Raw genomic sequence first — 24,940 nt, forward strand, 5'->3', positions numbered from 1 at the left:
TCTCACCTTCCCCGCACACACTTGTCATACAGGTCCAGCAGGCGACCGTTCGGGTCGTACGCCTGCTTGACCGGCCAGTAAGCATCGCCGTTGTACAGCTGCCAGAACTGCTCACGGGCGTAGAAAGAGGTCGAGTAGAGCGACTTGTGGCCGTCGAGAGCGTGCACCTCGTTCTCGATGAGCCTGTTGTAGTAGCCGTCGAACTGCCCACGCGGCAACGGGACCAGGCCCCAGAAGCCGAAGTTGACGTAGAGCTTGCCCGTCTCCAACGGGTACAGCGGCCACTCACTCGACGATCGGAGGGGGCACATCCAGACCGGCGTCATGCCGACCTTGGAGTGGAAGAACTCGAGGAAGTCCGCGCCCCGCTCGACGGGGGTCTCCACGTCCTGGATGACCGACTCCTGGACAGGGGCGTCGCGCCACCTGTCGACCCTGGCCACGACCCCGTACCTGCGGTCCAGGGCCACCAGCTTGCGGTAGACGTCCGAGCGCATCCACTTGCGCGGCATCAGCGAGCGCACCAGCGGCTGCTGGACGCCGAAGGCGCGCGAGCACCAGAACCAGTCGGTGTCCCAGCGCCAGAGGTAGTCGCGCACGGACAGCCAGTCGCGTCCCCGCTTCTGGATCGACTGGTAGTAGATGCGCATCCCGGTGTAGTCGGAGGTGTACGGCGCGCGCTCGGCGAAGCGGCCGAGCGTGATGTACATCTCCGAGGGGTCGAAGAAGACCCCGTCGACGAAGTCCACGGGCTCGCCGTCGTGCGTCATCGCCTCGCAGATCTCCTGCATGGCGAGCATGCACTTGGCCGCGTCGGTGAAGCGCAGATGGGTGAGTCTGACGTACGGCTGGACCGGCTTGAGCTTGATCCGGATCCTGAGCGCGTAGCCCAGGGTGCCGTAGGAGTTGGGGAACGAGCGGAACAGGTCGCGGTGCTCGTTGTCGTCGCGGGCCACCACGATGCGCCCGTCGCCGGTGAGGATCTCCAGCTCCTCCACCGACTCGTGCGGCAGCCCGTCCCTGAAACTGGTGGACTCGATGCCGAGCCCTGTCACCGCTCCCCCGAGGGTGATCGTCTTGAGTTGGGGCACGACGTACGGCATGAGCCCGTGCGGCAGTGTGGCGTCCACCAGATGCTCGTAGGTCGTCATGCCCTGGACCTCGGCGGTCATGGTGACCGGGTCCACGCTGATGACCTGGTCGAGGTCGCGGGCCGAAAGCTTGGCGGCCTTGCCGGAGTCGCGGAACCTGAACAGGTTCGAGGTCGCCTTGGCCAGCCGAGGCGCCGCGTCCGCGGGGATCTCGGCGTAGGACTGCCTGATCTGTTCGACGGCCCGCTGGTGTGCCGACATCGTTGTCACAGAAACACCCCCAGAAGCTGCGGTCGAGATCGTCCGTAAGACCGTATCTCCCCAAATCTCGACAGAACAGATCGGGGTGGTGAAACGTCCGAGATCTCCATAACGGCGCAGGTCACGCCCCATGTACGGGCAGGGGAAACTCTACTTTCCCGATCCGTCCCTTCTCCGGATCCTGGCGGGCGCGTCGTTGACCACATTTTCGATCTTCTTTTCTTCCACGGCCGCGGTCAGGTTGCCGACCACCGAGGCGACCAGACGGCCCGTCGACTGGGGTGTGACGCCCGCCACGTGGGGTGACAGGAGTACGCTCGGGAGGTCGCGCAGCGGGTCGTCCGGGGGCAGCGGCTCGGTGTCGAAGACGTCGAGCGCCGCGCCGCCCAGGTGGCCCTCCCGCAGCGCGGCGGCAAGCGCCCGCTGGTCGACGACCCCTCCGCGGGCCGCGTTGACGAGCAGGGCGCCCTTCTTCATCCGGGCGGGGTCGACGAGGCCGCGCGTCTCGTCGGACAGCGCGATCACCACGACCAGCACGTCGGCGGTGGCGACGACCTCCTCGAGCGGCGCGTAGCCCTCGCCGCGCGGCGTGCGCGTCCAGTGGGAGACCCGGCAGCCGAGCGCGCCGAAGAGCCTGGCGCACTCCTGTCCGATCGGGCCGTAGCCGACGACGCCGACGTGGGAGCCCGACAGCTCGCGGGGGCCGAGGTCGAGCTGCGGCCAGCCACCCGCCCGCACGGCCGCGTCGGCGGCGACCAGGCGGCGGCTCAGCGTGAGGGCGGCGCCCAGGCACCACTCGGCCACCGCGACGGCGCTGACCCCCGCGGTGTTGGCCAGCGGCACGCCCGCCGCCGACAGGGCGGCCAGGTCGTGGCCGTCCACGCCGACGGACGGCTGCTGCACGAAGGCCAGGCGGGGCGCGGCGGCCACGGCGGCCGCGTCCATGGCCAGGCCGGCGCTCCAGTCGCCGAGCACGATCTCCGCCTGCGGCAGGTAGGCCTCCATGGCCGCCCTGTCGCGCGCGAAGGACAGCGTGACGCGGTCGCCGAGGGGGGCGAGCAGGCCGCGAAGGGCCTCGGGCGGCAGCGGGGTGAGAGCCAGCAGGTTCCAAGGGGTCATGCCTGGACCTTAGGACGCCGCCCCCGGCGGGGAGAAGCTTCCCAGGACCTGACGCATCAACCGGCCCTGCCTGCGCCACTGGTCCTCGGCGACCGTCCAGGAGAGCACGAAGGCCGTCGCGTCCGCCACGGTCGCCCGCCGTACCTCGCGGTACCGGCGCCCGGCGGTCGCCCACGGGTGGCCCGCGGCGGCGGTCCAGGTGAACTCCCACTCCGCCGTGCCCTGTGCGACGGAGCCGCGGCGCACGGTGCGCACGCCGGTCGCGGCCTGGATGCTCTCCTCCGCGTCGCGCAGGATCTGGTGCGGGTCGAGCGTGGCGTACTGCTGCTCGACGCCGAGGTGCGCGCCGCGGTCGGGACGCGTCCACTGGGTGTAGGCCTCGGCGCGCGCCCCCTTCCACCTGGTCGGCCGCTGGATGGACCAGCCGTCGGGGGAGGTCCACGGGCGGGTGAGCGCGACAGGGGTCCTGCTGGTCGCCGGGGTCGGCGTGGGCGAGGCCGACGGCGCCGCGCTGGTGGCGGGCGCCGAGACCGGCGTGCTGGCCCTGGCCTGCGGCACGCGCGCGCTGCCCTCCGCCTGACTGGGGGTGAACTTCAGGTAGGCGCCCGCTCCCACGGTCAGGACCAGCACCGCGGCCGCGGCCGCCATCAGGGTGGTACGGCTGCCGCGCCTGCTCGGCGGCTCCTCGTCGTCGTCCTCCCTGTGCCGCCTGGCCTCCTGCGGCGTGCCGAGCTCGGCGAACATCGCGTCGGCCTGTGCGACGGTCAGCCGCTCGTCAGGCTCCTTCTTCAGCAGCCCCTTCAGCACGGGGTGCAGCGCGGGCGGGATCCTGCGGTAGTCGGGCTCCTCGCGCATCAGCGCCGACAGCGTGGCCATGGGGTCGCCCCGCTCGAAGGGCGAGCGCCCGATCAGCGCGGCGTACAGGGTGGCGCCGAGCGACCAGAGGTCGGAGGGCGGGCCGAAGTCGAGGGCGCGGACCCGTTCGGGGGCGAGGAAGGCCGGCGAGCCCGTGACCATGCCGGTCCTGGTGAGGGAGGAGTCACCCTCGGCGGTGGCGATGCCGAAGTCGGTCAGGACCGCGCGGCCGTCGTCGCACAGCAGGACGTTGCTCGGCTTGACGTCGCGGTGCAGGATCCCGACCTCGTGCGCGGCCTTCAGCGCCGACAGCACCTGGCGGCCGACGTCGGCGGCCTCCCGGACGGGGAGGGCGCCGTGGGTGGCCACGACCTCCTCGAGGGAGGGGGCCCTGACCAGCTCCATGATGATCCAGGGCCGGCCGTCCTCCTCCACCACGTCGTAGATCGCCACGACGCTGGGGTGGTTGAGCTGGGCGGCCGTGCGGGCCTCACGGGCGGTGCGCACCAGGTGACTCTCGCGGTCGAGAGCGGACAGCTCGGGAGGGAGTAAGACCTCCTTGACCGCTATCGGCCGGTTGAGCAGGGTGTCGTGGCCCTCCCAGACCACGCCCATGCCGCCCCTGCCCAGCTCTGTGGCGAGGCGGTAGCGGTGGGCGATCATCCGATCGGATTCCGAAGCCATAAGGCGCAAGTTTCCCATAACTGGCGGATCTCTCGTGGGGGTGTCGCGGCGACGCCGTACCGAATAAAGTTCTTGAACATGACGCAGGGACCGCTCGCCGGGGTGAAGGTGCTGGAGCTGGCCGGGCTCGCGCCCGGCCCTTTCGCCGGGATGATGCTGGCCGACCACGGTGCCGAGGTGCTGCGGGTCGACCGGGTCAAGGCCGTCTCCGACCGGCCGCGCAGGGACGTGATGGACAGGGGCAAGCGCACGATCGGCCTCGATCTGAAGTCGCCGGAGGGCGTGGCCGCCTTCAAGGAGCTCGCCGCGGGCGCCGACGTGGTGATCGAGGTGTTCAGGCCGGGCGTCGCCGAACGGCTCGGCATCGGCCCCGACGACCTGCACGCGGTCAACGAGCGTCTGGTCTACGGCAGGATGACCGGCTGGGGCCAGGACGGGCCGCTCGCGCCCACCGCGGGCCACGACATCGACTACATCGCGATCTCAGGGGCGCTGTCCATGCTGGGGCGCGAGGGCGACAAGCCGACCCCGCCGATCAACATCCTGGGCGACTTCGCCGGCGGGGGTCTCATGCTGGCCTACGGCGTGCTGCTCGCCCTGTTCGAGCGCGAGAGGACCGGCAGGGGCCGGGTGATCGACGCGGCCATGGTGGACGGCGCGGCCGTGCTGTTCGCGATGTTCTACAACTCGGGATGGGGCGCGCGCGGCACGAACCTGCTCGACACCGGCGCCCCCGTCTACGACACCTACGAGACCGCCGACGGGCAGTTCATGGCGGTCGGCGCGCTCGAGCCGCAGTTCTGGGCGGCGCTCACCGAGAAGATGGGCCTGACCGACCTGCCCGACAGGAACGACCGCGCCCAGTGGCCCGCGCTGCGCCGACGGCTGGAGGCGGCCTTCAAGGAGCGGACGCGGGCCGAGTGGGAGGCCGTCTTCGAGGGCTCCGACGCGTGCGTCTCGCCCGTGCTGTCCCCGGCCGAGGCCGCCGAGCACCCGCACAACGTCGCGCGCGGCACGTTCGTGAAGGTCGGCGACTCCACCCAGCCGAGGCCCGCGCCCCGGCTGCTCGGCGCGCCCGAGCCCGACCTGTCCCCCGCGACCAGGCTGCTCGACCTGTCGGAGTGGGGCCTCGACGAGGAGCGAGCGGCCAAACTCAGGCAGGCCGGCGTCCTGGCGTGAGCGCGCAGTAGCCGCCCGCCGGTCCGTGTCCCCTCTCACCCTGTCGTAGAAGTTGTCACGAATGTAGTAGACGTACTACATTCGACCGCATGAGTACTGTGGTGAGTGTCCGCGGGCTGCGGATGTCGTACGGCAAGCGCGAGGTCCTGCGCGGCGTCGATCTCGAGGTACGGCGCGGCGAGACCGTCGCGCTCCTCGGCCCCAACGGCGCGGGCAAGACGACCACCGTCGAGATCCTCGAGGGCTTCAGGCACCGCGCGGGCGGTGAGGTCGAGGTGCTGGGCGAGGACCCCTCCCGAGGCGGCGAAGACTGGCGGGCCAGGGTCGGCGTGGTCCTGCAGGACTGGCGCGACCACCCCCGGTGGCGGGTCGCCACCCTGATCGACCACGTGGCGGCCCACTACCCCGACCCGTGGGACACCGGCGAGCTGCTCAGAGCGCTCGGCCTCGGCGGCCAGGCGGCCAGCAAGGTCGGCCAGCTGTCCGGCGGTCAGCGGCGCAGGCTCGACGTCGCGCTCGGCATCGTCGGCAGGCCCGAGCTGCTCTTCCTCGACGAGCCGACCACGGGCTTCGATCCCGAGGCTCGCAGGGAGTTCCACGAGCTGATCGCGAACCTCGACACCACGATCATGCTGACCACGCACGACCTGGCCGAGGCAGAGAAGCTGGCCGACCGCATCGCCGTCCTCCTCGAAGGGCGCATCGCGGTCTTCGGCACGCCCGACGAGCTGGCGCGGGCCGTACAGGCGCCCTCCCTGGTGCGCTGGAGGGACGGCTCCGAGCAGACGGCGCAGCCCTCGGAGCTGGCGTGGAAGCTGCACCAGAAGTACGGAGGGCCGGTCCCCGACCTGGAGATCAGGCGGCCCACCCTCGAAGAGAGCTACCTCAACCTGGTGGAAAGGAGCGCGGCATGAGCACGCTGGCACTCGGGGTCAGGCGCGGCCTGATCGAGCAGGCCTCGATCATGAGGGACGGCAGGGAGCTGAGCGGCCAGCTCGCGGGCCTGGTGATGTTCGTGCTGCTGATGCTCTGGATCGGCGACAACCCCGCGGGCGGCGGGGTCGGGATGAGCGCGTTCATGGCGGTCGGGTTCATGGCCTTCACCGTCTTCTCGGCGGGGACCATGTCGCTGCCGCTGCTGATCGCCACCGACAGGGAGGAGGGCGCCCTGCTGCGGCTGCGCGCCCTGCCCCGCGGCCTGCGCGTCTACGTCACCGGCAGGGCGGTCTCCCTGATGCTGCACATCGCGGGGCACTCGGCGATCATGCTGGCGCTCGGGGCCGCCGTGGGCGGGCTGGGCGCGCCGGCGCACTGGCCGACCCTGCTGTGGTCGCTGGCGCTCGGCACGCTCGCGGTGGTCCCGCTCGGCACCGCGATCGGCGCGATGCTGCCGAGCGCGAAGACGGCCGCCGCGGTGATCGGCGTACCCACGATGCTCCTGATGATCTGCTCGGGGGTGATGCTGCCCGTGCGGATGATGCCGGAGGCGGTCCAGTGGGTCGCGCAGGCCTTCCCGCTCTACTGGCAGGGCCACGCGCTGCGGGCGGCGTTCTTCGACTCCCCCGCTGGCGAGCTGCACGGCGTCTGGCAGCTGGGCACCGCGGCGATCGTGATGGGCGCGTGGGCGCTCGCCGGTATGGTGCTGGCACCGTGGTTGCTGCGCAGGGTCACTCGCAAGTGAGGATTCGCGGTGTCGAACGAGGTCGTCTACAACAGGATCCCGATGCTCAGGGCCGAACGCGGGATCTCCCGCAAGGACCTGGCCGCGGCGCTCGGGGTCCACTACCAGACCGTGGGCTATCTCGAGCGGGGCGAGTACAGCCCGTCCCTGTTCCTGGCCCTGAAGATCGCTGAGTATTTCGAGGTGCCGGTGGAGGTCGTCTTCTCCCTCCATCCGTTCGCCAGGTTGGGGTCGTGATGAACAGGTGGGAGAAACAGCGCGAGCGTCTGGAGAACATGCCGGCGCAGCGCCTCTGGGCCACCCGCCCTGCCCGCCGCCGTCTCGTGGCGGTCGGTGTGGCGGCGCTCTGCCTGCTCTGGGCCGGGCTCGTGGTGATCGTCCGGTACGCGCCGAGTGACCTGGCGCGCAACGTCTACCTGTCGATGTTCGCGGTCAGCCTGCTGGTCGGCTTCCCCGTGATGGGATGGCTGAACGCCGCGGCGCGAGGCGCCCTCTCGCTGCCCGAGCGCTTCCTCGACGAGCGGCAGCTGGCCGAGCGGCGCAGGGCCTACACCTCCGCGCACCGCGCCACCAGCGTCGTGCTCGGCCTGCTCTTCGTGCTGACGAACGTGGTGAGCCACGCCGACGGCCAGCTCACGCTGACCATCCCGATGGCCCTGGTGGCACCGCTCGCGCTGACGCTGTTCGCGACGCACTACACGATCCCCGTCCTCATCACCGGGTGGCGGCTCACCGACCCCCCGCCCGACGACGATGATCCCTCTGAGATCCAAGTGACCTCCAAGGACACCTGAGAATCATGTGTTCCCTTCTCAGTACAGGAAGGGAACGATGTGAACAGGACAGCGTTGCTGCTGAGCGCGATGATGCTCGGCGGGCTGCTGGCCGCCCCTCCAGCGCTCGCGGCGCTCGCGGCCCCCACGGCCGCGGCCCCGGTCACCGTGTCGGTGGCCAAGGCCGAGGCGAGCCCCGCGCGGCAGTCGGGTGACTGCCCCACCACGGTCGGCTTCTCCGCCGTGGTCGCGGCCAAGGGCAAGGGCGTCGTGCGCTATCGCTGGGTGCGCGGCGACGGCAGCAAGGGCGCCGTGAAGAGCTTCCGCGTCGACGGCGCCCGCAGGGCGACCGTCAGGGACCGGCAGACGTTCGAGCGCTCGGTCACCGGCTGGCAGGCCGTCGAGGTGCTGGGCCGCAAGGGCCTGTCCCGCAAGGCGTACTTCAGCGTGACCTGCGCGGGCGGGGGCGAGCTCTACGACGTGGGCCACCCGCTGCCCGCGAGCCACGCGGGCCGTCCGGTGATCGCCGCCGCCGACGTGGACGTCACCCCGCCCGCCTACACGGGTCAGTGCCCCACGACCGTACGGTTCACCGCCACGCTCCAGGTCTCCCGCACCCCCGCCAGGGTCGGCTACCAGTGGATCGACGGCGCGGGGGGCGAGAGCCGTCCCGAGTACCTCGACTTCCCCGCCGGAGGGCCCAGGCTGCGCCAGGTGTCGCTGCCCGTGACGGTCAGCGCGAGCACGAGCGGCTGGAAGGCCGTCAGGATCCTGGACCGCGCGGGTCACGACTCGGGCAGGGCCCTCTACACGGTGACGTGCTCCAGCACGCCGCCGACGTCGCCCCCACCCACCTCACCGCCGCCGACGTCGCCGCCGCCCACCTCACCGCCGCCCTCGTCGCCGCCGCCGTCCAGCCCGCCGCCGGTGGTCGCGGTGCCGTCGATCGTGGAGATCGACCCCGGTGACCACATCGGCTCGTGCGACACGCCGGTCGACTACCGCGCCACCGGCCTTCTCGCGCTGCCCGCGGGCCCCGCGACCACGGTGAAGTACGCCTGGGGGCTCGACGGCCGCCAGGACGGTGTGGAGGAGGCGAGCTTCGTCGCCGACGACAAGCCGCGCACCGTCCGGGTCGTCAAGACGTGGCGGCTGACCAAGGCCGACGCGGGTGAGCACGTCGTGTCCCTCAGGGCGGCGGGCGGCTCACCCGCCACGAAGTCCTTCACCCTCACGTGCGAGGAGACGCCGAAGCCCGTCGTCACCATCGGCGAGATCACCACGCCCGCCTACACCGGCGACTGCGCCAGGGTGCCCAACCACCGGGCCCGCGCCGTGCTCTCTCTCAGCCGGCCGGGCGAGATCGAGTACCGGTTCGTGATCGACAAGCTGGCCTTCCCCTACAGGAAGGTCACGGTCGCCGGCGGCTCCGGCGTCACCGTGGAGTCCGACGCGTGGGCCTCGGCCACCAGCGGCACCGTGCGGCTGGAGGTGAAGAACCACAACGCGCCCACCAAGGAGGCGGCCTACACCGTCACCTGCGCGGCCGAGCCCAAGGTCACCGTGAACGCCGAGGTGGCGAAGGTCACCACGCATACCGACTGCGTGAGGCCGCACACCTTCAGGGGCACCGGCGCCGTCGGGCTGAACCGTGAGGGCACGGTCTCCTACCGCTGGGTGGTCGACGGCAAGGCGACGGACTGGAGGACGGTGACGTTCGCTTCGGCGGGCGAGCAGGCGGTGAGCCCGCACGAGTGGCAGGCCGCCAGGACCGTCACCGGCACGGTCGCCCTGGAGACCAAGGAGCACAACCGCCCGGCGGCCCGCAAGGACTACACCTTGTCGTGCCCCTCGGCGTGGCTGACCGACGCCAAGGTCGACCCCGCCACCTGGAGCGGCGACTGCTCGGGCAAGCGGTTCGTCTTCACCGCGAAGCTGCACTCCACGAAGCACCAGAACGTGCGCGTCGAACTGGTCGAGGCGCACAGCGGCTCCGTGATCGAGCGTGCCGACCACAGGGTTCTGGCCCACCTGCCCGAGACCGTCACGATGAACCGATTCTTCAGCGTGACGCTCAAGGTGGACACACAGCTGCGGATCACCTCGCCCGCCGAGGGATATCGCAGCCAGACCATCCCTGTCGACGTCACCTGCCACAAGGTCACCTTCAGCGACGTGAAGGCCACCAAGGTGCCGAACACGTGCGGGAACTGGGCGCTGAGCGGCAAGATCACGCTCAGCCGGCCCGCCTCCCTCAGCTACCGGTGGGCGCGCAGGACGGCCCTCAGCACCTGGGAGGGCGACTGGGTCACGGTGAATGCGGCCGCAGGGGTCAATGAGGTCTCCAAGACGTACACGGCGCGCTCGCGCGACAACGGGCAGTTCAGGCTCGAGGTCCGCACGCCGTACGAGACGGTCTCGTCTCCTGTCGGCTATCAGTCCAGCTGTTCCAGCTGAGCCTCACACGGCTATGTAGAGATCGGCGCCCGCCGGGTGGTGCACCTCGAGATCGGTGGTGAATGACCTGGCGGGCGTGCCGCCGGACTCGGTGTGCTTCCACACCCGCTGCCACGCGTCGATGATCGCCTGCGGCATCTGCCCCCTGGCCTCGACCTTCAGCGTCCGCCCCGCCGGCACGCGCACCGCGACCATGCCCTCGGGCAGCCTCGGCACCGTGCGCACCCCCACACCGACGATCTGCGTGTACGCCCCGTGGTGGTCGCTCTCGTAGTCGGTCAGGACCGCGTAGAGATTCTCGTCCAGCCGCCCCGGCACATGGGCGAACGCCCCAGGGGCCCCCGCCCGCTGCCAGAGGATCGGCAGCCTCGCCCGCGACGGGTCCATCTCGTCGGCGTTGCTGGTGCGTACGGCCAGGCCGACCACCAGCACTTCGGACCGCTCCACGATGTCCACCGCGTCCTCCATCCCCCAGGTCTGTCCCGCAGATCATATGGCCACGGAAAGAGGGAATGACCCCTCCTGACCAGTCACCACATATGATGGACGAACGTGAAGTTTCTCAACGGTCTCGAGCCGTCCCACGACCTGACCTACAGCGACGTGTTCATGGTTCCGTCGCGGTCCTCGATCGGTTCCCGGCTCGCGGTCGACCTGTCGACCAACGACGGCACGGGCACCACGCTGCCCATCGTGGTCGCGAACATGACGGCCGTCGCCGGCCGCCGCATGGCCGAGACCGTCGCCCGCAGGGGCGGCGTCACGGTCATCCCGCAGGACATCCCGATCGACGTGGTCGCCGACGTCGTCGACTGGGTCAAGAAGCGCGACCTGGTGCACGACACGCCGCTCACGCTCACCCCGCACGACACGGTCGGCGAGGCGCTGAACCTGCTGCCCAAGCGCGCCCACGGCGCGGTCATCGTCGTCGACTGGGAGAACCGCCCGATCGGCGTCGTCACCGAGGCCGACTGCCACGGCGTCGACATGTACACCCAGCTGTCGCAGGTGATGTCGGCCAGCCTCCTCACGCTCCCCGCGGGCCTCGACCCGCGCGAGGCCTTCGACATGCTGCACGAGGGCCGCCACCGCCTGGCGCCCATCGTCGACGGCGAGGGCAGGCTGGTCGGCATCCTGACCCGTACCGGCGCCCTGCGCGCCACGCTCTACCAGCCCGCGCTCGACGCCCAGGGCAGGCTGAGGATCGCGGCGGCCGTCGGCGTCAACGGCGACGTGGTGGCCAAGGCGAAGGAGCTGCTCGACGCGGGCGTCGACTGCCTGGTCGTCGACACCGCGCACGGCCACCAGGAGAAGATGATCACGGCGCTGCGTGCCGTACGGGCGCTCGGCCCCTCGGTGCCGGTCGCCGCGGGCAACGTCGTGACCGCGGAAGGCGTGCGCGACCTGGTGGAGGCGGGAGCCGACATCATCAAGGTGGGCGTCGGCCCCGGCGCCATGTGCACCACCAGGATGATGACCGGAGTCGGGCGTCCGCAGTTCTCCGCGGTGCTGGAGTGCTCGGCCGAGGCGCGCCGCCTGGGCAGGCACGTCTGGGCGGACGGCGGCGTGCGGCACCCGCGCGACGTGGCGCTGGCCCTGGCGGCGGGCGCGGCCAACGTGATGATCGGCTCCTGGTTCGCGGGCACCTACGAGTCGCCCGGCGACGCGCGCACCGACGCCGACGGGCGCAAGTACAAGGAGAACTTCGGCATGGCCTCCGCGCGGGCCGTCCGGCTGCGCACCGCCGAGGACACCCCGTTCGAGCGGGCCAGGAAGGCGCTGTTCGAGGAGGGCATCTCGACCTCCCGCATGTACCTCGACCCGCAGCGGCCCAGCGTCGAGGACCAGATCGACGCGATCGTGGCCGGTCTGCGCTCCTCGTGCACCTACGCGGGGGCCACGACGCTGGAGGAGTTCCACGAGCGGGCCGTGGTCGGCATCCAGAGCTCGTCCGGCTACACCGAGGGGATGCCGCTCCACCAGAGCTGGTAGGCCTGCTCCACCGTCACGGCCATGACGCTGATCCCGCGAGGGGCCAGTTCGACGGCCAGCGAGCCGCTGAGGCTCTCGACGGCGGCCTTCACGGCGGCGTCGAGAGCGTGACACCGCTCGTCCTGGACGAGGTTGACGATCGCCGAGCCGTCGCCCATCAACGGCAGCATCCGCCTGATGAGGCCGGTGACCTGGAGGAAGTTGTCCTCGATGAGCGCGCGCTCGGCTCGCGCGCTCACGCTCTCGAAGGGGGCCGCGGTGGTGGCCGTCGCGCTGGTGACCAGGATGTCGACGCGGCCGTAGCGCTCCTCGACGGCGGTGGCGAAGACGTCCACGGCCATGGGGTCGCGCAGGTCCAGCGTCATCACGAGATCGTCATGGGGGCTCTTGCGATCGCGTGCGGGAGGGGCCGCGTTCCCGCGGTCGTGGGAGGCCGCGTTCCCGCGGTCGCAGATCGCGCAGACGGCGCCTTGGGCGCGCAACGTCTCGGCGACGCCCCTCGACCCGCCGGTGATCACAGCGACTCGTCCGGTCAACGGGGTGGCCATGCGATCAGTTCACCACGGAACAGCTCTGGCCACCACAGCATGGCCGTCACCCGTCACGAGCGCCGCGCCCCCTAGAGTCTTCTAGGTCAGAAGACATCCACCAAGGAGTACAACGTGGCACTCGAGAAGCCGGAGATCGACTTCCCGGAGGGCAACCCGCCCGCCGACCTGGAGATCGTCGACATCGTCGAGGGGGACGGCCCCGAGGCCAAGCCTGGACAGAGCGTCCAGGTGCACTACGTCGGTGTCGCTTTCTCCAGCGGCGAGGAGTTCGACGCGTCGTGGAACCGCGGCACGCCGTTCGAGTTCCCGCTGGGCGGCGGGCGCGTCATCGCCGGCTGGGACCGCGGCGTGGCGGGCATGAAGGTCGGCGGACGGCGCAAGCTGGTCATCCCGCCGCACCTGGGCTACGGCAACCAGGGCGCGGGCCGCGCCATCAAGCCGGGCGAGACGCTCATCTTCGTCGTCGACCTGCTCGGCGTTCGCTGACGCTCGCGTGGTGTCGGGTACGGCCCGCCGTGCCCGGCACCACCCGCGCCCTCGGCGGCCGCGCGGCCTTCGGGGAACCGCCACCACCGCCTCGCCGATCCCCGCACGACGGCTGACCCCAAAGGCCCCAGACACTGGATCCAAAGGTCAAGCGGGACTTTTGTCGCTCCTGTAGGGCAACATAAGCGTTGTGCTACTGATCGACGTCGTTCGCGTTTCCGAGGCCGTGTCCAGGACCTCTGCCCGCCTGGGCAAGATCGGCCATCTGGCCGAGCTCCTGGGCCGGGTCGGCGCCGACGAGGCCGAGATCGCCATCGCCTACCTCTCGGGCGAGCTCCCCCAGCGCCAGATCGGCGTCGGCTGGCGCACCCTGCAGGACCCTCCGCCGCCCAAACTGGTCGCCACCGCCACCCTCACCGACGTCGACGCCCTCCTCACCCGCATCAAGGCCGTCTCGGGCCCCGGCTCCCAGGCCGCCCGCAAGGCGCTGGTCGAGGAGCTGTTCACCGCCGTCACCAGCCAGGAGCAGTCGTTCCTGCTCCGCCTGCTCTCCGGCGAGCTGCGCCAGGGCGCGCTCGACGGGGTGATGATCGAGGCCGTCGCCAAGGCCTCCGGCGCCGCTTCGGCCGACGTACGGCGGGCGCTCACGCTGCGCGGCTGGCTGCCCGCCGTCGGCGCGGCCGCCCTGTCGGGCGGCGTCGAGGCGTTGCGCGCCTTCAAGCTCGAGGTGGGCCGCCCTGTCGCCCCCATGCTCGCGGGCAGCGCCCCCAACGTCGCCGCCGCCCTGGAGAAGATCGGCGGCGAGGCCGCGCTCGAGTGGAAGCTCGACGGCATCCGCGTGCAGGCGCACCGCTCGGGCGACACGGTGAGGGTCTTCACCCGCACCCTCGACGACATCACGCCCCAGGTCCCCGAACTGGTCGAGGCGGTGCTCGCGCTGCCCTCCGACGACCTGGTGCTCGACGGCGAGGTCCTCGCGCTGCAGCAGGACGGCCGTCCCCATCCCTTCCAGGTGACCGCCAGCCGGGTCAGCAGCAAGACCGACGTCCCGAAGCTGCGCGAGGCCACGCCGCTGAGCGTCTTCTTCTTCGACGCCCTCAGGGTCGGCGGCACCGACCTGCTCGACCTGCCGTACGGCGAGCGGCAGGAGGTCCTCGCCGCCACCGTTCCCCCCGCTCTGCTCACCCCGCGCCTGGTCACCGCCGACCTGCCCGCCGCCGAGGCGTTCTTCACCGAGGTCGTACGGCGGGGCCACGAAGGCCTGGTCGCCAAGTCCCTCACCTCGCCCTACGCGGCGGGCCGCAGGGGCGCGGGCTGGATCAAGGTGAAGCCGCGCCACACGCTCGACCTCGTGGTCCTGGCCGCGGAGTGGGGGCACGGGCGGCGCGAGGGCAAGCTGTCCAACCTTCACCTGGGCGCGCGCGACCCCGACAGCGGCTCGTTCGTGATGCTCGGCAAGACGTTCAAGGGGCTGACCGACGAGTTGCTCGCCTGGCAGACCCAGCGCTTCCTCGAGATCGCCGAAGGCCCCACCGACGAGTGGACCGTCACGCTCAGGCCCGAGCTGGTGGTGGAGATCGCTTTCGACGGTGTGCAGCGCTCGCCGCGCTATCCGGGCGGCATGGCGCTCCGTTTCGCCCGCGTGCTGCGCTACCGGCCCGACAAGCGCGCCGACGAGGCCGACACCGTGGAGACGGTTCGCTCGCTCATGTTCTGATTTCGCACTTCGGCGAAAACCCAAAGATCCAGTGCGTACGCTGGGTCTTCTCACCACGCCGTGACCTGAGTGAGATGTGTCACGGTATGTGGCATTAATTTGCCTTTACCGCTCCTTTGTCGCATATCTTCAAGCGCATTGCGGGGCCTCGACGCCCCGCCACGGGAATCGGCCGACGCGCGTCCCCTCTTCCCCTCCCCCGTCTGGCCCTTCCGTGTCCTGTCCCCCGATCAAGGACTGTGTTTCTCTTGGGTCAGCATTCGAGCAAGCCGTCGCGCCGCAACCCGCTGAGCCGTCTGACGGCTCCGGGCAGACGCCGTTGGACCACCGTCGCCGCGGGCGCCGCCGTACTGGCCGCCTCGACCACCGCGTGGGCCGCCGTCGCGACCGACGACAGCCCGCGGACCACGGCGGGCGCGGGCCTCTTCGCCACCCTCTCCCCTTCCGCGAGCCCCGGCACCTCGTCCGGCACCTTGTCCGGCACCTCTTCCGGGACCGTCTCCCGGACCACGGACGGCACCGCTCCCGCCACCATCGGCGGAACCGTCTCCCCCACCACCGGCGCGACCGCTCCCGGCACCACCGGGACCGTTCCAGGCACGACCGGCGGGACTCCGAGGACGCCGGCCTCCCCCGGCACCTCGGCCACCTCGCCGGACAGCGGCACCGGTAACTTCACCTCCCCGGAATCGGCTTCGAAGGGCGTCTCAGGCTCGAAGGGCACCGCCGGTTCCAAGGACGTCACGGGCTCCAAGGGCGCCCGGGGCTCCAAGGGAGCCGACACCTCTCCCGACGGCGCTCAGGCCAAGGCCTCCCAGGCTCCGAAGGCCGTCGCCGCGCCCGCGAAGCGGAAGGCCCGCGTGCTCTCGTCGGGACGCTGCGGGGCCTCCTTCTACGACGAGCCCCAGATGACCGCCAGCGGCGAGCGATTCAACCCGTCGGCCCTGACGGCGGCGCACAAGTCACTGCCGCTGGGCAGCAAGGTCCGCGTCATCAACCCGTCGAACGGCAAGGCGGTGGTCGTGCGCATCAACGACCGCGGCCCGTACACCGGCGGACGCTGCCTCGACCTGTCCGAGGCCGCGTTCTCCACGATCGGCGACACCAACGCGGGCGTCATGACCGTCAAATACCAGGTACTCGCCGGCTGACCGCACCACACCTCCTCCCGTCCCGCCCCGCCCCGCCCCGCCCCGCCCCGCCCACGATGATGCCCTGGTCGCAGCCACCCCAGACCGCCTTCGCGACCTCACCCCGGGGCTCTCCCAGCCGCAGCCATCACGCTGGCCTTCCACGCCACCCCGATCCAAGCCGTCACGCGACCTCACCATCCACGCCCCGCGAAACCGTCTGACGTCCCACGGGCCATCCCACGGCATCACCCCCAGGTTCCGCAGCCCCAGCCCAGCCGTCCCGCGGCGCCACCCAACAGCAGACCGCCAAGGTGACGCCTCTGGTCGCCGTGCTGCCGCGTCACGTGCCCGCCAGCGGAGTGCGCTCCATCACCGAAGGCGGCCGTCAGGCCCTCGGCCTCGGCATGGACATCAACGGCAACGCCTACGTCGATTACGCCCGTGACGGGCGCATGGCCGTCTCCTTCAACCCAACCTGGCCAGAGGAGCGGTTCGGCGACGACCGGCGCGCGCTCGATCACCTGATGGACGAACGGCGCTTCCGGATCAGCGATGACGACGTCCTCGACAGTCGCGTCGAGGAAATGGAGAGCCTTGGCGTTGATCGGACGCGTCACGGAAACCGACATCGCCACCGACTGGTTCCTGGAGCAGCACTCACGCATCAGACCCGCCTCCTGACGGATCAGCCCGGATCGCGGCCCGGCTGGACGCCGAGACGCCGGCCCGGATCAACGCCCTGGCGAGAGCCGACCAGGCCAGAGCAGCGGAGCAAAGGACAGGGATGGGCCGTGCGCGTTCCTGGCCGCCACTCACCGCTCCATTGCGTCGGATCACAGCGACCCGATGCGATGGCCTCGGATCACGGCTCAGCTGCCCAGCCCGCCATCTGGTTGCTCAACACAACTATCTAGTTGTATGGTCGAACCATGGCGGATGATCGCAAACTCCAGGAGGCCGTGGCGCGGTTCGTGCGGGCCTTCGGCCTTCACCAGCCGGACCAGACCCCTTGCGGGCAGCCCGTCCCGGTGTCGGAGGCTCACGCGCTGGGCGAGCTGGCCAAGGACGGCGCGTTGCGGCAGAGCGAGCTGGCGCACCGGCTCCGGCTGGAGAAGAGCACCACCAGCCGGCTGGTCACGCAGCTCATCAACCGCGGCTGGGCCGACCGCACCCCGGCGCCCGACGACGGGCGCGGCGTGCTGGTCCAACTCACCCCGCACGGGGTGCAAGCCGCAGCCCGGCTGGCCGAGGCCAGAGCCGAGCGGTTCTCCGCCGTTCTGGACCGTGTCCCCGAGGGCGAACGCGCCGGCGTGCTGCGCGCCCTGACCATCCTCACGGAGGCCATAGATGAAACTTAAGGATCGACGCACCAAGGTGCTCATCACGGCGCTCGCGCTCATCGTCGTCGCCGCGACGGCGTACGTGCTCGTCAGCCGGGATGAGCAGCAGGCGCTGGCCGTCCGGCAGGCCGAGATCGCGGCCAGGAGCCGGCAGGTGATGCCCTTCGACCTGGAGCGCACCACGCACCGCTTCGCCAAGTCCGCCACCGGCGGGATGCAGACGGTCACCTCCGACGACCCTGCCGACGCCGAGCAGGTTACCCTGATCCGCGAGCACCTGACCGAGGAGGCGGCGGGGTTCGGCAGCGGCGACTACGGCGACCCGGCCTCCATTCACGGCGGTGAGATGCCGGGCCTGCGCGACCTCGAACAAGGCCACAGCCGCATCGACATCCGCTACACCGAACTGCCCGCCGGCGCCCGCATCACCTACGCCACCACCGACGCGTCGCTGGTGGAGGCGCTGCACGCATGGTTCGACGCCCAGGTCACCGACCACGGACAGCACGCCGAACACGGCTGAGCCATCCCTCGGACGGTCTCTTTCCGCCGGACACGCCTATCTCGTAGATACCTAACGCCGGTATGGTTTCCTGCGCCGTTCCACCTGGCTTGTGGGTCCTCCGGCTGCCGGCCCCCCCAGCCGACCCTCGGACGCGGCGAAGGCCCCAGCCCGCCGATGAAAGGACACCCCTTTCATGCCGACCACGGAAATCGGCTCCGCCCAGCGCGGCGGTGCGGCGCTGCACCTGGCTGGGCCGCATCCCGCCCACCGACGACGCCTCCGGCTGATGATCGCCGGGCGCATCCGGCTCGCCCCATCCAGCAGGCCGGCGGCAACCGGTTAGGAAGAGCACGCAGCCCCTCACCCCATCCCTTGAACCCACCTGGAAGGATCACCGTGATAACGATCCGTCGCGCCACCCCCGATGACGCCTCCACCGTGTACGACCTCATCCGTGCGCTGGCCAAGCACCAGGACCAGGCCTCGGCCATCACGGTGAGCGCCGCCGACCTGAAGCGGATGCTCGCTCGCCCGGAGATCACCTACCTGATTGCCGAGCGGGACGGCCGGGCCATCGGCTACGTCTCCTGGCTGCAGCGAATCAGTTTCTGGTCCGGCGAGGACTACCTCGCGCTGGACGACCTGTACGTGACCGGCGCAGAACGCGGCGAAGGCGTGGGAGAGCAGCTGATGCAGGCCGTCGCCGAAGCGGCCGACGGCAAGGTGATCCGTTGGGAGGTGGCCGAGGCCAATGTGGCGGCTCAGCGGTTCTACGCGCGGATCGGCGCCACCCTCGTCTCCAAGAAGATCGGCCGCTGGCAGCCGAAGTAGCCCGCACTCCGCCGCGCGCATCGACGTCCGAACAGGGCCAGTGCTCGCATGCGGCGCGGCGGCGATGCGTCCACCCCCACCCGTGGGCGGGGGGCAGCAGTTTGGAGCGGAGGATCTGGACCGGGCGGCGACCGCTTCGCGATTTTCGCTGACGTCAGCGCTCAGACCCTTCGAAGGCCGCACCGAAGAATCTTCTTCAGTGCGTTCCTGACCGCGGGGACTCGCCCTCTAGCTGGTCAGTACCGAGTGGATGGACTTCGTCACCACGTCGGCGGCGTCGTGCGGGGGCAGGCGTCCCGCGCGTACCTCGTTCGCTGCGCCATGCAGGATGTAGTGGGTCATGCTGACCAGCCAGGTGGTGGGCAGGTCAGTGCGGAAGACGCCTTGCTCCTGCCCACGGCGGATCAGCTCGGCCATGCGCTCGGCGGGTTCGGCGTGCAGTTCTCGTACCCGTCCTGCGGGGAGGACCCCTTCGGCGGCGGTCAGCAGGGCCGCTGACTCGGCTACGAGTCCCCAGCTCGAGGCCAGCAGGCGGGTCATGGCATCGCGCGCGTCTCCGGCCAGGTCGAGGGACGACAAGGTCTCCTCGCCGGCTCGCAGCGCGTCCATGAGCGCGGCCTCGATGAGGTCGGCCCGGGTGCGGAAGTGCCCGTACAGCGTCATCCGTCCGACGCCGGCGGCCTGCGCGATGTCGTCGGTGGTCGCGTTCGGGTTCGAGCTCATCAACTCGCGCGCCGCGGACACGATGCGGGCGATGTTGCGCTCAGCATCGGCGCGGCGTCTGGAGCCCCCAGGACTGGCAGCCATGCCATCACCTTAAGCCGTATGAGCGTGTACGGATTATAGTGGGAAGCAGAACTCGTATATCGGCATACGAGTTATGGCCTGGAGGATTCGATGATCCAACCCGCAGGGCAACAGACAGCGGCCCAGGAGCCGCATCCGGCGCGGTGGCGCATTCTCGGCTTCCTCGGCGTGGCGCAGCTCATGCTGATCCTTGATGTCACCGTCGTGGCCATCGCACTGCCCCACATCGAGACAGACCTCAGCCTCAGCCGCGAGGCGCTGACCTGGACGGTCAGCGCCTACACGCTCACCTTCGGCGGACTGATGCTGCTCGGCGGGCGCATCACCGACTTACTGGGCGCCAAGCGGGTCGTGATCGCTGGGCTGCTGCTGTTCACCACGGCGTCCCTGGTCGCGGGGCTGGCCGGATCCGCAGGCATGCTGCTGGGCGGTCGGGTGGCGCAGGGGGTCGGGGCCGCGCTGTTGTCTCCCGCGGCTCTGTCGCTGGTGGTGGCCATGTTCGACGGCGAGGAGCGGAACAGGGCCCTGGGCGTCTGGTCTGCGCTCGGCGGCGGGGGCGCCGCCCTCGGCGTTCTCCTCGGCGGCCTGCTCACCGCCGGCCCCGGGTGGCCGTGGGTGTTCCATGTCAATGTGCCCATCGGGCTGGCGATCGCCGCGGTGCTCGCGGTTCTGCTCCCTGCCCGGCCTCTGGCGTCGGCCGACCGGCCCCGGCTCGACGTTCTCGGCGCGATCCTGGTGACGTCCGCCACCGCGTCGTTGATCTACGCGCTCATCGCCGCCGGTGAGCAGGGGTGGCTGAGCGCGCTCATCGGATGGCTCGTGCTGGCGGCCGCCGTGGGCTACGTGCTGTTCGTGTTGTGGCAGAGGCGGGCGCGCTCGCCCCTGATGGACGTGCGGCTGCTGGTCCGCCGGCCTGTGGCGATCGGCGCCTTCCTCATCGTGATGGCGACCGCGCTGATGATCGCGGTGTTCTTCCTGGGGACTTTCTACTTCCAGCACGCTCTTGGATACGGCGCGTTGCAGGCAGGGCTGCTGTTCCTGCCGGTCGCGCTGGCGACGATGCTCGGGGCCAACCTGACCGGACGCATGCTCGGCCGGTGGGGCGGGCGCGGGCTGGCCGTCACGGGTCTGGTTGTCGCGGCGATCGGCATGGCCGCGCCTGCCGTGTCGATGAATCCTGTCAGCGTCGTGGCCGGCGTGGCCGTCGCGGCGGCGGGTACGGGCGCCATGTTCGTCATCGCCTCGGCCACGGCACTCGGCCAGGTGGCGCCGCACGAGGCCGGGATCGCTTCCGGCATCGTGAGCACCTTCCACGAGTTCGGCGCCTCCATCGGAGCCGCCGTCGTTTCGAGCGTCGCAGCCGCGAGCCTGACGGGGACCACGTTGAGCGGTTTCACCAGTGGGTTCACCGTCGCCGCGGTCGCGGCAGCGGTCGGCGCTGTCGCCGCCGCGCTGGTGACGCCTGGCCGCCGCTCGACCTGACTCAGGAACGGTCGCGCTCATCCTGCTGACCGAGCCCGCCCAGTCCATCCCCGGACGGGTCGAGGAGCCCGCCGCCCGCCACATGGTCGCCTTCGCATCGCCCTCATCGCGGTGGGGAGCGGCTTCGTCGCCGGGGAGGAGCCAACCGCGCCTCCCCCCGCCGAGCCGTCTCCCCACGTTGGCGCCGCTCGACGGTTACCCCCGCATGCCCCGATGCCGGCGCCTGCGACTTCCCTCAGCCGCGACTACTTCACCAAGCGCAGGGTCAGCGGGTAGCGGAAGTCGTTCTCCGCCAGCGCGGAGACGCCGCCGACGATCGTCAGGACGAACGCGGCCACCCAGATCACCGGAATCAGCACCACGCCGATGATCGTGAAAGGCAGCAGGATCGTCGCCCCCACCACCGTGAGGTGGAAGTTCAGCGCCTCCATCGCGTGGCGACGGACGTAGGGCGAGGTCTTGCCACTGGTGAGCAGCATGATCAGCGGTCCGATGATGAGCAGACCTGGCAGGGCCAGCAGGTGCGCCGCCGCTCCACCCAGGCGCTCGCCGCTGTCGGCGGGGATCCCTCTAGCACTGGCGGGCGGGACGGACACCGGCCTGGGCACCGACTCCTGCCAGCGGCGCTGCGGGCCGTACAGCTCGGTCATGATCGGCATGAGGTCGCCGTGCGTGCGAGCCGTCATGGCGCGCTCGAGGCGCTCGTCGAACTCGTACTTGTCGAAGCGGCCCTCGGCATAGGCGGCCTTGACGTGCTCGACCACATGCTCGCGGTCCTGGTTGGTGACCCGAAGCTCCATCGGCGGCACCGGGCCGTGCCCATAGGATGCCGGCGCTGGGGTGTGTGGCGCTGCCATGAATGCCATGCCTTTCCTCGTCGGGCGATCTGAACACATCCTCCTCCCTTACATATGAGAAGGCATCGGGAGAAACCCCGATGTCACCCCGATAACAGCCCCGACGCGGGGGCGCGGCGAACGGTATAAAAAGGAGGCATGAGATGGCGAGACCGCTATGGATTGCGGCGCTGGCGCGGGAACAAGATTGCCAAGTTCGACCGTGAGGCCACCGACGCCGATATCGAGGCGCTCATCGCCTTCGCCAAGTCGAAGCGCGGCGTGGAGTTCTTCGTCGAACCGGAGACCTTCGCGACCGACACCACGGCGGTGGCCGTGGCAGACGACGGCGAGTGGACCCGACGGCGCGTCGGCGCGCCCCAGGTGATCCGCAAGGTGGCCCGTGACCTCGCGCTTCCTGTGTACGACGTCCAGTTGACCGGCTATCCACCCCGCATGCGCGCTTATAACGAACGCCGCAAACGTGAGGAACAAGACTAAACCCCACCTCCGCCCCCTACCCCAGACAACGCCCCACCCCAGGCAGTCCCCACCCCAGTCCACCCCAGGCAATGCCCCACCCCAGGCAACGCCCTACCTTCGCCCCCACCCCCAGTCAACACCCCGCCTTCGGCCCCCAGTAAACGCCTCACCTTCGGCCCTACCCCCCAGTCGACTCACCTTCGGCCCCACCCTCAGTCAACTCACCTTCGGCCCTACCCCAGCCCCGCCGTCGCCCTCCAGGCACCGCCCCACTTTCCCCGGCAACCCTCAGCTATCGGCATCACACCCTCGAACACCACGGCCAGTACGCGAGCCTCGCGCGCCGAACCAGTCCACCCGGGACATCACCTCTCTCACGGCGTGGAACGGTTCTGCGCGACGCTCGACCAGCCCCCTGACGCCATGGCTGCGGGGCTACTTCGAGGTGTGCTCGACCGCCCCAGAGCCGTCCACCCTGTCAGCGCTTCGCACGGCGGCTGCCTCGACGCCAAGGCGCCAGAGCTGTGGACTCCACGGGATGTGAGCGCACCCCAGACGCAAGGAGCCAGAGCTGTCGGCTCCACGGGATGTGAGCGCACCCTCAAGGGGCCAAGCCTCACCCGCCCACTGAAGGCGCTCGCCCCTCCTCGTGGGGCCCAGTTGTGCCTTCTAGGGTCGTCCCTCGCCAGGGTTGGGCTACACCCTCCATCTGCGGCGACCCGAGCGAGAGCCAGGGCGGCAACGCAGGCGGAGGCCAGAGCAGCGACGCAAGCAAGAGCAAGAGCGGCAACACAGGCGAGAGCCAGACCAGCAACCCAAGCGAGAGCCAGAGCTGCGACGCAGGCGAGGGCCAGGGCGGATACTTCCTCCTCGTCTGAAAAGTTGCACCCTAGGCCCGTCGCGGCGGCGATGCCGGCGCGATCGAGGGGTTCGTGGAGGGTGGCGTTCGGAGGGCAGCGCGGGTGGTGTTCGGAGGGCAGCGCGCCATCCTGGCCGGAGGGATGGCCGGTCGGGGTCAAGACCTCTGAGGCGACCTCATTCACGTGGCGGAACGGCCTCACCGCTCCGCCTGGCGCTCACACCACTCAGGGTGACCGACCTCCAATCCGACCGCCGTGGGCGCACACCCAGCGGAGGCTCCCGGCCCTCGACGGGAGTGACAGGCTTCTCAGCCCCTCTGTGCGGGGTGCGCGGCGCTAGGGGGCGGGTTCGTCCTTCTCGTCGAGGATGCCGATGAGAGGCAGGAGCCAGCCCGCGTGAGGCGCGCCCATGGCGGAGTCGAGTTCGGCGGGGCTCGGCATGCGGTCGCGTAGCAGCTTCGGTGAGAGCAGGTGCTGGAGGGCGTGCATGAGCAGGTTCGCCATCGAGTAGTCGGGATTGACGGCAAGGGCTCGTTCCAGGGCGATGGTGGCCAGGACGCAGTCGCCGCCACGCCAGGCCGACATGGCGAGCAGCGAGGCGGCCGGGGGGACGAAACGCGGCTCCAGGCGTCGGGTGAGGTCCTTCCAGAGCGCCAGGTGAGCGGGCTGGCCTGCGTCGTCGAGAAGTGTCCACGCCTCGTCGCGGACGCGGATCACAGACAGGTCGAGGCCCAGCCGAGCGGCTTCCCTGTCGTCGACCCTGCCCCCTGACACCGACGTGGCGATGGCCGTACGGACCCTGGCCAGGCCGTCGGCGACGAACCGCTGAGCGAAGTGGCCGGCGTCGGGGGCGGCGGCCAGCCCGGCCCGGAAGGCGGTGACGGCGTCGGCGGTGGCCCTGCGCATCGACAGGCGGACCGGACCCGGCAGCGGGGCGATGGTGGCCTCGAGGGTCGAGCGGTCGGGCAGCGCCACGAGACCCTGGACGGTGGCCTCGGCCGCGATCTGGCTGACGGACGTGTCGTACGGCGTGCCGTCAGGAGGGCAGCAGTCGGCCAGGTCGCAGACGTACGACCAGTAGCGGCCCTGATGGGCGCGCAGCACCTCGCAGAGGGTGACGCCGCACCAGCGGGCGACGCTCATGACCTCGTCGACGGCCGGGGTGACGGAGGCGCCAGGGCCGTAGCCGACGGCGACCAGATGGGTGATCGACTCCCTGGCGAACAGCGCGGCGAGGGGGCGCAGGGTGCCGGGCTGCAGGGGGAGGTTCCAGCGCGCGCAGACCCGCATCTCCCCCTGTCCGACCCGGCCCGCCAGCCCGATCACGACCAGGCTGTCGGTGGGGTGGAAGCCGACGATGTACGGCACCGCGGCCAGGATGTCGGCAGGGGTGGACAGGGTGAGGGCGGGCTCGGTGAGGTCGGTGCTCATGGGGCATGAGGGTGCCCGGCTGGGGGTGGGAATTGTTCGGGCGAGCGGCGTTCTGTGGACAAGGGTGCGGCGTGGGGCCGGCCTGTGGACGAGCGGCGCGCGCCAGCCCGCATCGCGGGCGCGCACTAAGAACTTCTAACGCAATGAGGTAAGGCGTCGCCAGCAGATGAGTGCACAGGCCAGCTTGAGGAAAGCCTCGTGGATGTCGGCACGGACCTCCCAACGGATGCGCAGGCGTCGAAAGGCATGCAGCAAGGCGAACGTCTGCTCCACGACCCAGCGGTGTTTACCCAGGCCGGAGCCGTGTTCGGTGCCGCGGCGGGCGATCAGCGGGCGGATCTGCAGCTCGCGCACCAGGCGGCGGTACTTGTCGTGGTCGTAGCCCC

General features: G+C 70.6%; 25 protein-coding genes. 15 read left to right on the top strand and 10 right to left on the bottom strand.

The window, feature by feature from the left end; genetic code table 11:
- Positions 1 to 2: 2 nt before the first annotated feature.
- From ABFX50_RS17255 to ABFX50_RS17265, 3 genes are all read right to left on the bottom strand, one after another.
- Positions 3 to 1,352 (bottom strand): FAD-binding oxidoreductase, encoded by a 1,350-nt coding sequence (locus ABFX50_RS17255; RefSeq protein ID WP_346147596.1) that lies wholly within the window; start codon positions 1,350 to 1,352, stop codon positions 3 to 5.
- A gap of 150 nt (positions 1,353 to 1,502) precedes the next feature.
- Positions 1,503 to 2,471: an NAD(P)-dependent oxidoreductase gene (locus ABFX50_RS17260; protein WP_346147549.1), complete on the bottom strand. Its 969-nt coding sequence runs from the start codon at positions 2,469 to 2,471 to the stop codon at positions 1,503 to 1,505.
- 9 nt (positions 2,472 to 2,480) lie between these two features.
- Positions 2,481 to 4,010, bottom strand: a complete 1,530-nt coding sequence (locus tag ABFX50_RS17265) for a serine/threonine-protein kinase (RefSeq protein ID WP_346147551.1) — start codon at positions 4,008 to 4,010, stop codon at positions 2,481 to 2,483.
- Between the two features lie 78 nt (positions 4,011 to 4,088).
- Between ABFX50_RS17265 and ABFX50_RS17270 the strand changes: the two genes are divergently transcribed.
- The 6 genes from ABFX50_RS17270 to ABFX50_RS17295 all read left to right on the top strand — a co-directional run bounded on the left by ABFX50_RS17270 (position 4,089) and on the right by ABFX50_RS17295 (position 10,100).
- Positions 4,089 to 5,189: a CaiB/BaiF CoA transferase family protein gene (locus tag ABFX50_RS17270; RefSeq protein WP_346147553.1), complete on the top strand. Its 1,101-nt coding sequence runs from the start codon at positions 4,089 to 4,091 to the stop codon at positions 5,187 to 5,189.
- Between the two features lie 89 nt (positions 5,190 to 5,278).
- Positions 5,279 to 6,103: an ABC transporter ATP-binding protein gene (locus ABFX50_RS17275; protein ID WP_183647190.1), complete on the top strand. Its 825-nt coding sequence runs from the start codon at positions 5,279 to 5,281 to the stop codon at positions 6,101 to 6,103.
- The gene (locus ABFX50_RS17280) at positions 6,100 to 6,870 is read left to right on the top strand and encodes an ABC transporter permease (RefSeq protein WP_183647193.1); all 771 of its coding nucleotides are present in this window, start codon (positions 6,100 to 6,102) and stop codon (positions 6,868 to 6,870) included. The genes ABFX50_RS17275 and ABFX50_RS17280 overlap by 4 nt, the downstream gene beginning before the upstream one ends.
- Before the next feature lie 42 nt (positions 6,871 to 6,912).
- Positions 6,913 to 7,107, top strand: a complete 195-nt coding sequence (locus ABFX50_RS17285; RefSeq protein ID WP_203946469.1) for a helix-turn-helix transcriptional regulator — start codon at positions 6,913 to 6,915, stop codon at positions 7,105 to 7,107.
- Positions 7,107 to 7,664, top strand: a complete 558-nt coding sequence (locus tag ABFX50_RS17290; RefSeq protein WP_346147556.1) for a hypothetical protein — start codon at positions 7,107 to 7,109, stop codon at positions 7,662 to 7,664. The genes ABFX50_RS17285 and ABFX50_RS17290 overlap by 1 nt, the downstream gene beginning before the upstream one ends.
- 39 nt (positions 7,665 to 7,703) lie before the next feature.
- A complete protein-coding gene (locus ABFX50_RS17295; protein WP_346147558.1) occupies positions 7,704 to 10,100 on the top strand; it encodes a hypothetical protein in 2,397 nt (798 codons plus the stop codon).
- Between the two features lie 3 nt (positions 10,101 to 10,103).
- Here the strand turns inward: ABFX50_RS17295 and ABFX50_RS17300 are convergent, their stop codons facing one another.
- Positions 10,104 to 10,556 carry a GyrI-like domain-containing protein gene (locus tag ABFX50_RS17300; RefSeq protein WP_346147560.1) on the bottom strand — a complete coding sequence of 151 codons (453 nt, stop codon included), beginning with the start codon at positions 10,554 to 10,556 and terminating at the stop codon, positions 10,104 to 10,106.
- 96 nt (positions 10,557 to 10,652) lie between these two features.
- On the opposite strand from ABFX50_RS17300, the gene ABFX50_RS17305 reads away from it, so the two are divergent.
- Positions 10,653 to 12,092 (top strand): GuaB1 family IMP dehydrogenase-related protein, encoded by a 1,440-nt coding sequence (locus ABFX50_RS17305; RefSeq protein WP_346147562.1) that lies wholly within the window; start codon positions 10,653 to 10,655, stop codon positions 12,090 to 12,092.
- On the opposite strand, the gene ABFX50_RS17310 is transcribed toward ABFX50_RS17305, so the two are convergent.
- Positions 12,056 to 12,640 (bottom strand): SDR family NAD(P)-dependent oxidoreductase, encoded by a 585-nt coding sequence (locus ABFX50_RS17310; RefSeq protein WP_346147564.1) that lies wholly within the window; start codon positions 12,638 to 12,640, stop codon positions 12,056 to 12,058. The genes ABFX50_RS17305 and ABFX50_RS17310 overlap by 37 nt on opposite strands.
- Positions 12,641 to 12,754: 114 nt before the next feature.
- On the opposite strand from ABFX50_RS17310, the gene ABFX50_RS17315 reads away from it, so the two are divergent.
- The 3 genes from ABFX50_RS17315 (at position 12,755) to ABFX50_RS17325 (ending at position 15,997) form a co-directional block, all read left to right on the top strand.
- Entirely contained in the window at positions 12,755 to 13,129 is a 375-nt protein-coding gene (locus ABFX50_RS17315; RefSeq protein WP_183647212.1) for an FKBP-type peptidyl-prolyl cis-trans isomerase, read from the top strand.
- A 190-nt stretch (positions 13,130 to 13,319) separates the two neighbouring features.
- Positions 13,320 to 14,846 (top strand): ATP-dependent DNA ligase, encoded by a 1,527-nt coding sequence (locus ABFX50_RS17320; RefSeq protein ID WP_346147566.1) that lies wholly within the window; start codon positions 13,320 to 13,322, stop codon positions 14,844 to 14,846.
- Between the two features lie 248 nt (positions 14,847 to 15,094).
- A complete protein-coding gene (locus ABFX50_RS17325; RefSeq protein ID WP_346147568.1) occupies positions 15,095 to 15,997 on the top strand; it encodes a septal ring lytic transglycosylase RlpA family protein in 903 nt (300 codons plus the stop codon).
- 227 nt (positions 15,998 to 16,224) lie between these two features.
- Here ABFX50_RS17325 and ABFX50_RS17330 read toward each other — a convergent pair whose 3' ends face one another.
- The gene (locus tag ABFX50_RS17330) at positions 16,225 to 16,614 is read right to left on the bottom strand and encodes a hypothetical protein (RefSeq protein ID WP_346147570.1); all 390 of its coding nucleotides are present in this window, start codon (positions 16,612 to 16,614) and stop codon (positions 16,225 to 16,227) included.
- A gap of 294 nt (positions 16,615 to 16,908) precedes the next feature.
- On the opposite strand from ABFX50_RS17330, the gene ABFX50_RS17335 reads away from it, so the two are divergent.
- From ABFX50_RS17335 to ABFX50_RS17345, 3 genes are all read left to right on the top strand, one after another.
- The gene (locus ABFX50_RS17335; RefSeq protein ID WP_346147572.1) at positions 16,909 to 17,337 is read left to right on the top strand and encodes a MarR family winged helix-turn-helix transcriptional regulator; all 429 of its coding nucleotides are present in this window, start codon (positions 16,909 to 16,911) and stop codon (positions 17,335 to 17,337) included.
- Positions 17,327 to 17,842, top strand: coding sequence for a hypothetical protein (locus ABFX50_RS17340; RefSeq protein WP_346147574.1), 516 nt, complete (start codon positions 17,327 to 17,329; stop codon positions 17,840 to 17,842). The genes ABFX50_RS17335 and ABFX50_RS17340 overlap by 11 nt, the downstream gene beginning before the upstream one ends.
- Positions 17,843 to 17,998: 156 nt before the next feature.
- The gene (locus ABFX50_RS17345) at positions 17,999 to 18,655 is read left to right on the top strand and encodes a GNAT family N-acetyltransferase (protein WP_346147576.1); all 657 of its coding nucleotides are present in this window, start codon (positions 17,999 to 18,001) and stop codon (positions 18,653 to 18,655) included.
- A 228-nt stretch (positions 18,656 to 18,883) separates the two neighbouring features.
- Here the strand turns inward: ABFX50_RS17345 and ABFX50_RS17350 are convergent, their stop codons facing one another.
- A complete protein-coding gene (locus ABFX50_RS17350) occupies positions 18,884 to 19,462 on the bottom strand; it encodes a TetR/AcrR family transcriptional regulator (RefSeq protein ID WP_346147578.1) in 579 nt (192 codons plus the stop codon).
- Between the two features lie 90 nt (positions 19,463 to 19,552).
- Here ABFX50_RS17350 and ABFX50_RS17355 point away from each other — a divergent pair, with 90 nt between their 5' ends.
- Positions 19,553 to 20,944, top strand: a complete 1,392-nt coding sequence (locus tag ABFX50_RS17355; protein ID WP_346147580.1) for an MFS transporter — start codon at positions 19,553 to 19,555, stop codon at positions 20,942 to 20,944.
- Between the two features lie 245 nt (positions 20,945 to 21,189).
- Here ABFX50_RS17355 and ABFX50_RS17360 read toward each other — a convergent pair whose 3' ends face one another.
- Complete coding sequence (locus ABFX50_RS17360) at positions 21,190 to 21,744, bottom strand: DUF1707 and DUF4870 domain-containing protein (protein WP_346147582.1); 555 nt, start codon at positions 21,742 to 21,744, stop codon at positions 21,190 to 21,192.
- Positions 21,745 to 21,939: 195 nt separating this feature from the next.
- On the opposite strand from ABFX50_RS17360, the gene ABFX50_RS17365 reads away from it, so the two are divergent.
- Positions 21,940 to 22,281, top strand: coding sequence for a hypothetical protein (locus tag ABFX50_RS17365; protein WP_346147584.1), 342 nt, complete (start codon positions 21,940 to 21,942; stop codon positions 22,279 to 22,281).
- A gap of 1,178 nt (positions 22,282 to 23,459) precedes the next feature.
- On the opposite strand, the gene ABFX50_RS17370 is transcribed toward ABFX50_RS17365, so the two are convergent.
- Both ABFX50_RS17370 and ABFX50_RS17375 read right to left on the bottom strand, forming a co-directional pair.
- Positions 23,460 to 24,554, bottom strand: a complete 1,095-nt coding sequence (locus ABFX50_RS17370; protein WP_346147586.1) for a DUF4192 domain-containing protein — start codon at positions 24,552 to 24,554, stop codon at positions 23,460 to 23,462.
- 135 nt (positions 24,555 to 24,689) lie between these two features.
- Positions 24,690 to 24,940, bottom strand: a 251-nt coding sequence (locus tag ABFX50_RS17375) for a transposase (RefSeq protein WP_346147588.1), incomplete at its 5' end; no start/stop codon positions are given.

Source organism: Nonomuraea recticatena, assembly GCF_039533245.1.
Classification (GTDB): domain Bacteria; phylum Actinomycetota; class Actinomycetes; order Streptosporangiales; family Streptosporangiaceae; genus Nonomuraea; species Nonomuraea roseola.

What these genes read in the sequence shown, in the direction of transcription:
- ABFX50_RS17255 (WP_346147596.1), bottom strand. Translation starts at nt 1,352, where the DNA reads ATGTCGGCACACCAGCGGGCCGTCGAACAGATCAGGCAGTCCTACGCC.
- ABFX50_RS17260 (WP_346147549.1), bottom strand. Translation starts at nt 2,471, where the DNA reads ATGACCCCTTGGAACCTGCTGGCTCTCACCCCGCTGCCGCCCGAGGCC.
- ABFX50_RS17265 (WP_346147551.1), bottom strand. Translation starts at nt 4,010, where the DNA reads ATGGCTTCGGAATCCGATCGGATGATCGCCCACCGCTACCGCCTCGCC.
- ABFX50_RS17270 (WP_346147553.1), top strand. Translation starts at nt 4,089, where the DNA reads ATGACGCAGGGACCGCTCGCCGGGGTGAAGGTGCTGGAGCTGGCCGGG.
- ABFX50_RS17275 (WP_183647190.1), top strand. Translation starts at nt 5,279, where the DNA reads ATGAGTACTGTGGTGAGTGTCCGCGGGCTGCGGATGTCGTACGGCAAG.
- ABFX50_RS17280 (WP_183647193.1), top strand. Translation starts at nt 6,100, where the DNA reads ATGAGCACGCTGGCACTCGGGGTCAGGCGCGGCCTGATCGAGCAGGCC.
- ABFX50_RS17285 (WP_203946469.1), top strand. Translation starts at nt 6,913, where the DNA reads ATGCTCAGGGCCGAACGCGGGATCTCCCGCAAGGACCTGGCCGCGGCG.
- ABFX50_RS17290 (WP_346147556.1), top strand. Translation starts at nt 7,107, where the DNA reads ATGAACAGGTGGGAGAAACAGCGCGAGCGTCTGGAGAACATGCCGGCG.
- ABFX50_RS17310 (WP_346147564.1), bottom strand. Translation starts at nt 12,640, where the DNA reads ATGGCCACCCCGTTGACCGGACGAGTCGCTGTGATCACCGGCGGGTCG.
- ABFX50_RS17335 (WP_346147572.1), top strand. Translation starts at nt 16,909, where the DNA reads ATGGCGGATGATCGCAAACTCCAGGAGGCCGTGGCGCGGTTCGTGCGG.
- ABFX50_RS17340 (WP_346147574.1), top strand. Translation starts at nt 17,327, where the DNA reads ATGAAACTTAAGGATCGACGCACCAAGGTGCTCATCACGGCGCTCGCG.
- ABFX50_RS17345 (WP_346147576.1), top strand. Translation starts at nt 17,999, where the DNA reads ATGAAAGGACACCCCTTTCATGCCGACCACGGAAATCGGCTCCGCCCA.
- ABFX50_RS17350 (WP_346147578.1), bottom strand. Translation starts at nt 19,462, where the DNA reads ATGGCTGCCAGTCCTGGGGGCTCCAGACGCCGCGCCGATGCTGAGCGC.
- ABFX50_RS17355 (WP_346147580.1), top strand. Translation starts at nt 19,553, where the DNA reads ATGATCCAACCCGCAGGGCAACAGACAGCGGCCCAGGAGCCGCATCCG.
- ABFX50_RS17360 (WP_346147582.1), bottom strand. Translation starts at nt 21,744, where the DNA reads ATGGAGCTTCGGGTCACCAACCAGGACCGCGAGCATGTGGTCGAGCAC.
- ABFX50_RS17365 (WP_346147584.1), top strand. Translation starts at nt 21,940, where the DNA reads ATGAGATGGCGAGACCGCTATGGATTGCGGCGCTGGCGCGGGAACAAG.
- ABFX50_RS17370 (WP_346147586.1), bottom strand. Translation starts at nt 24,554, where the DNA reads ATGAGCACCGACCTCACCGAGCCCGCCCTCACCCTGTCCACCCCTGCC.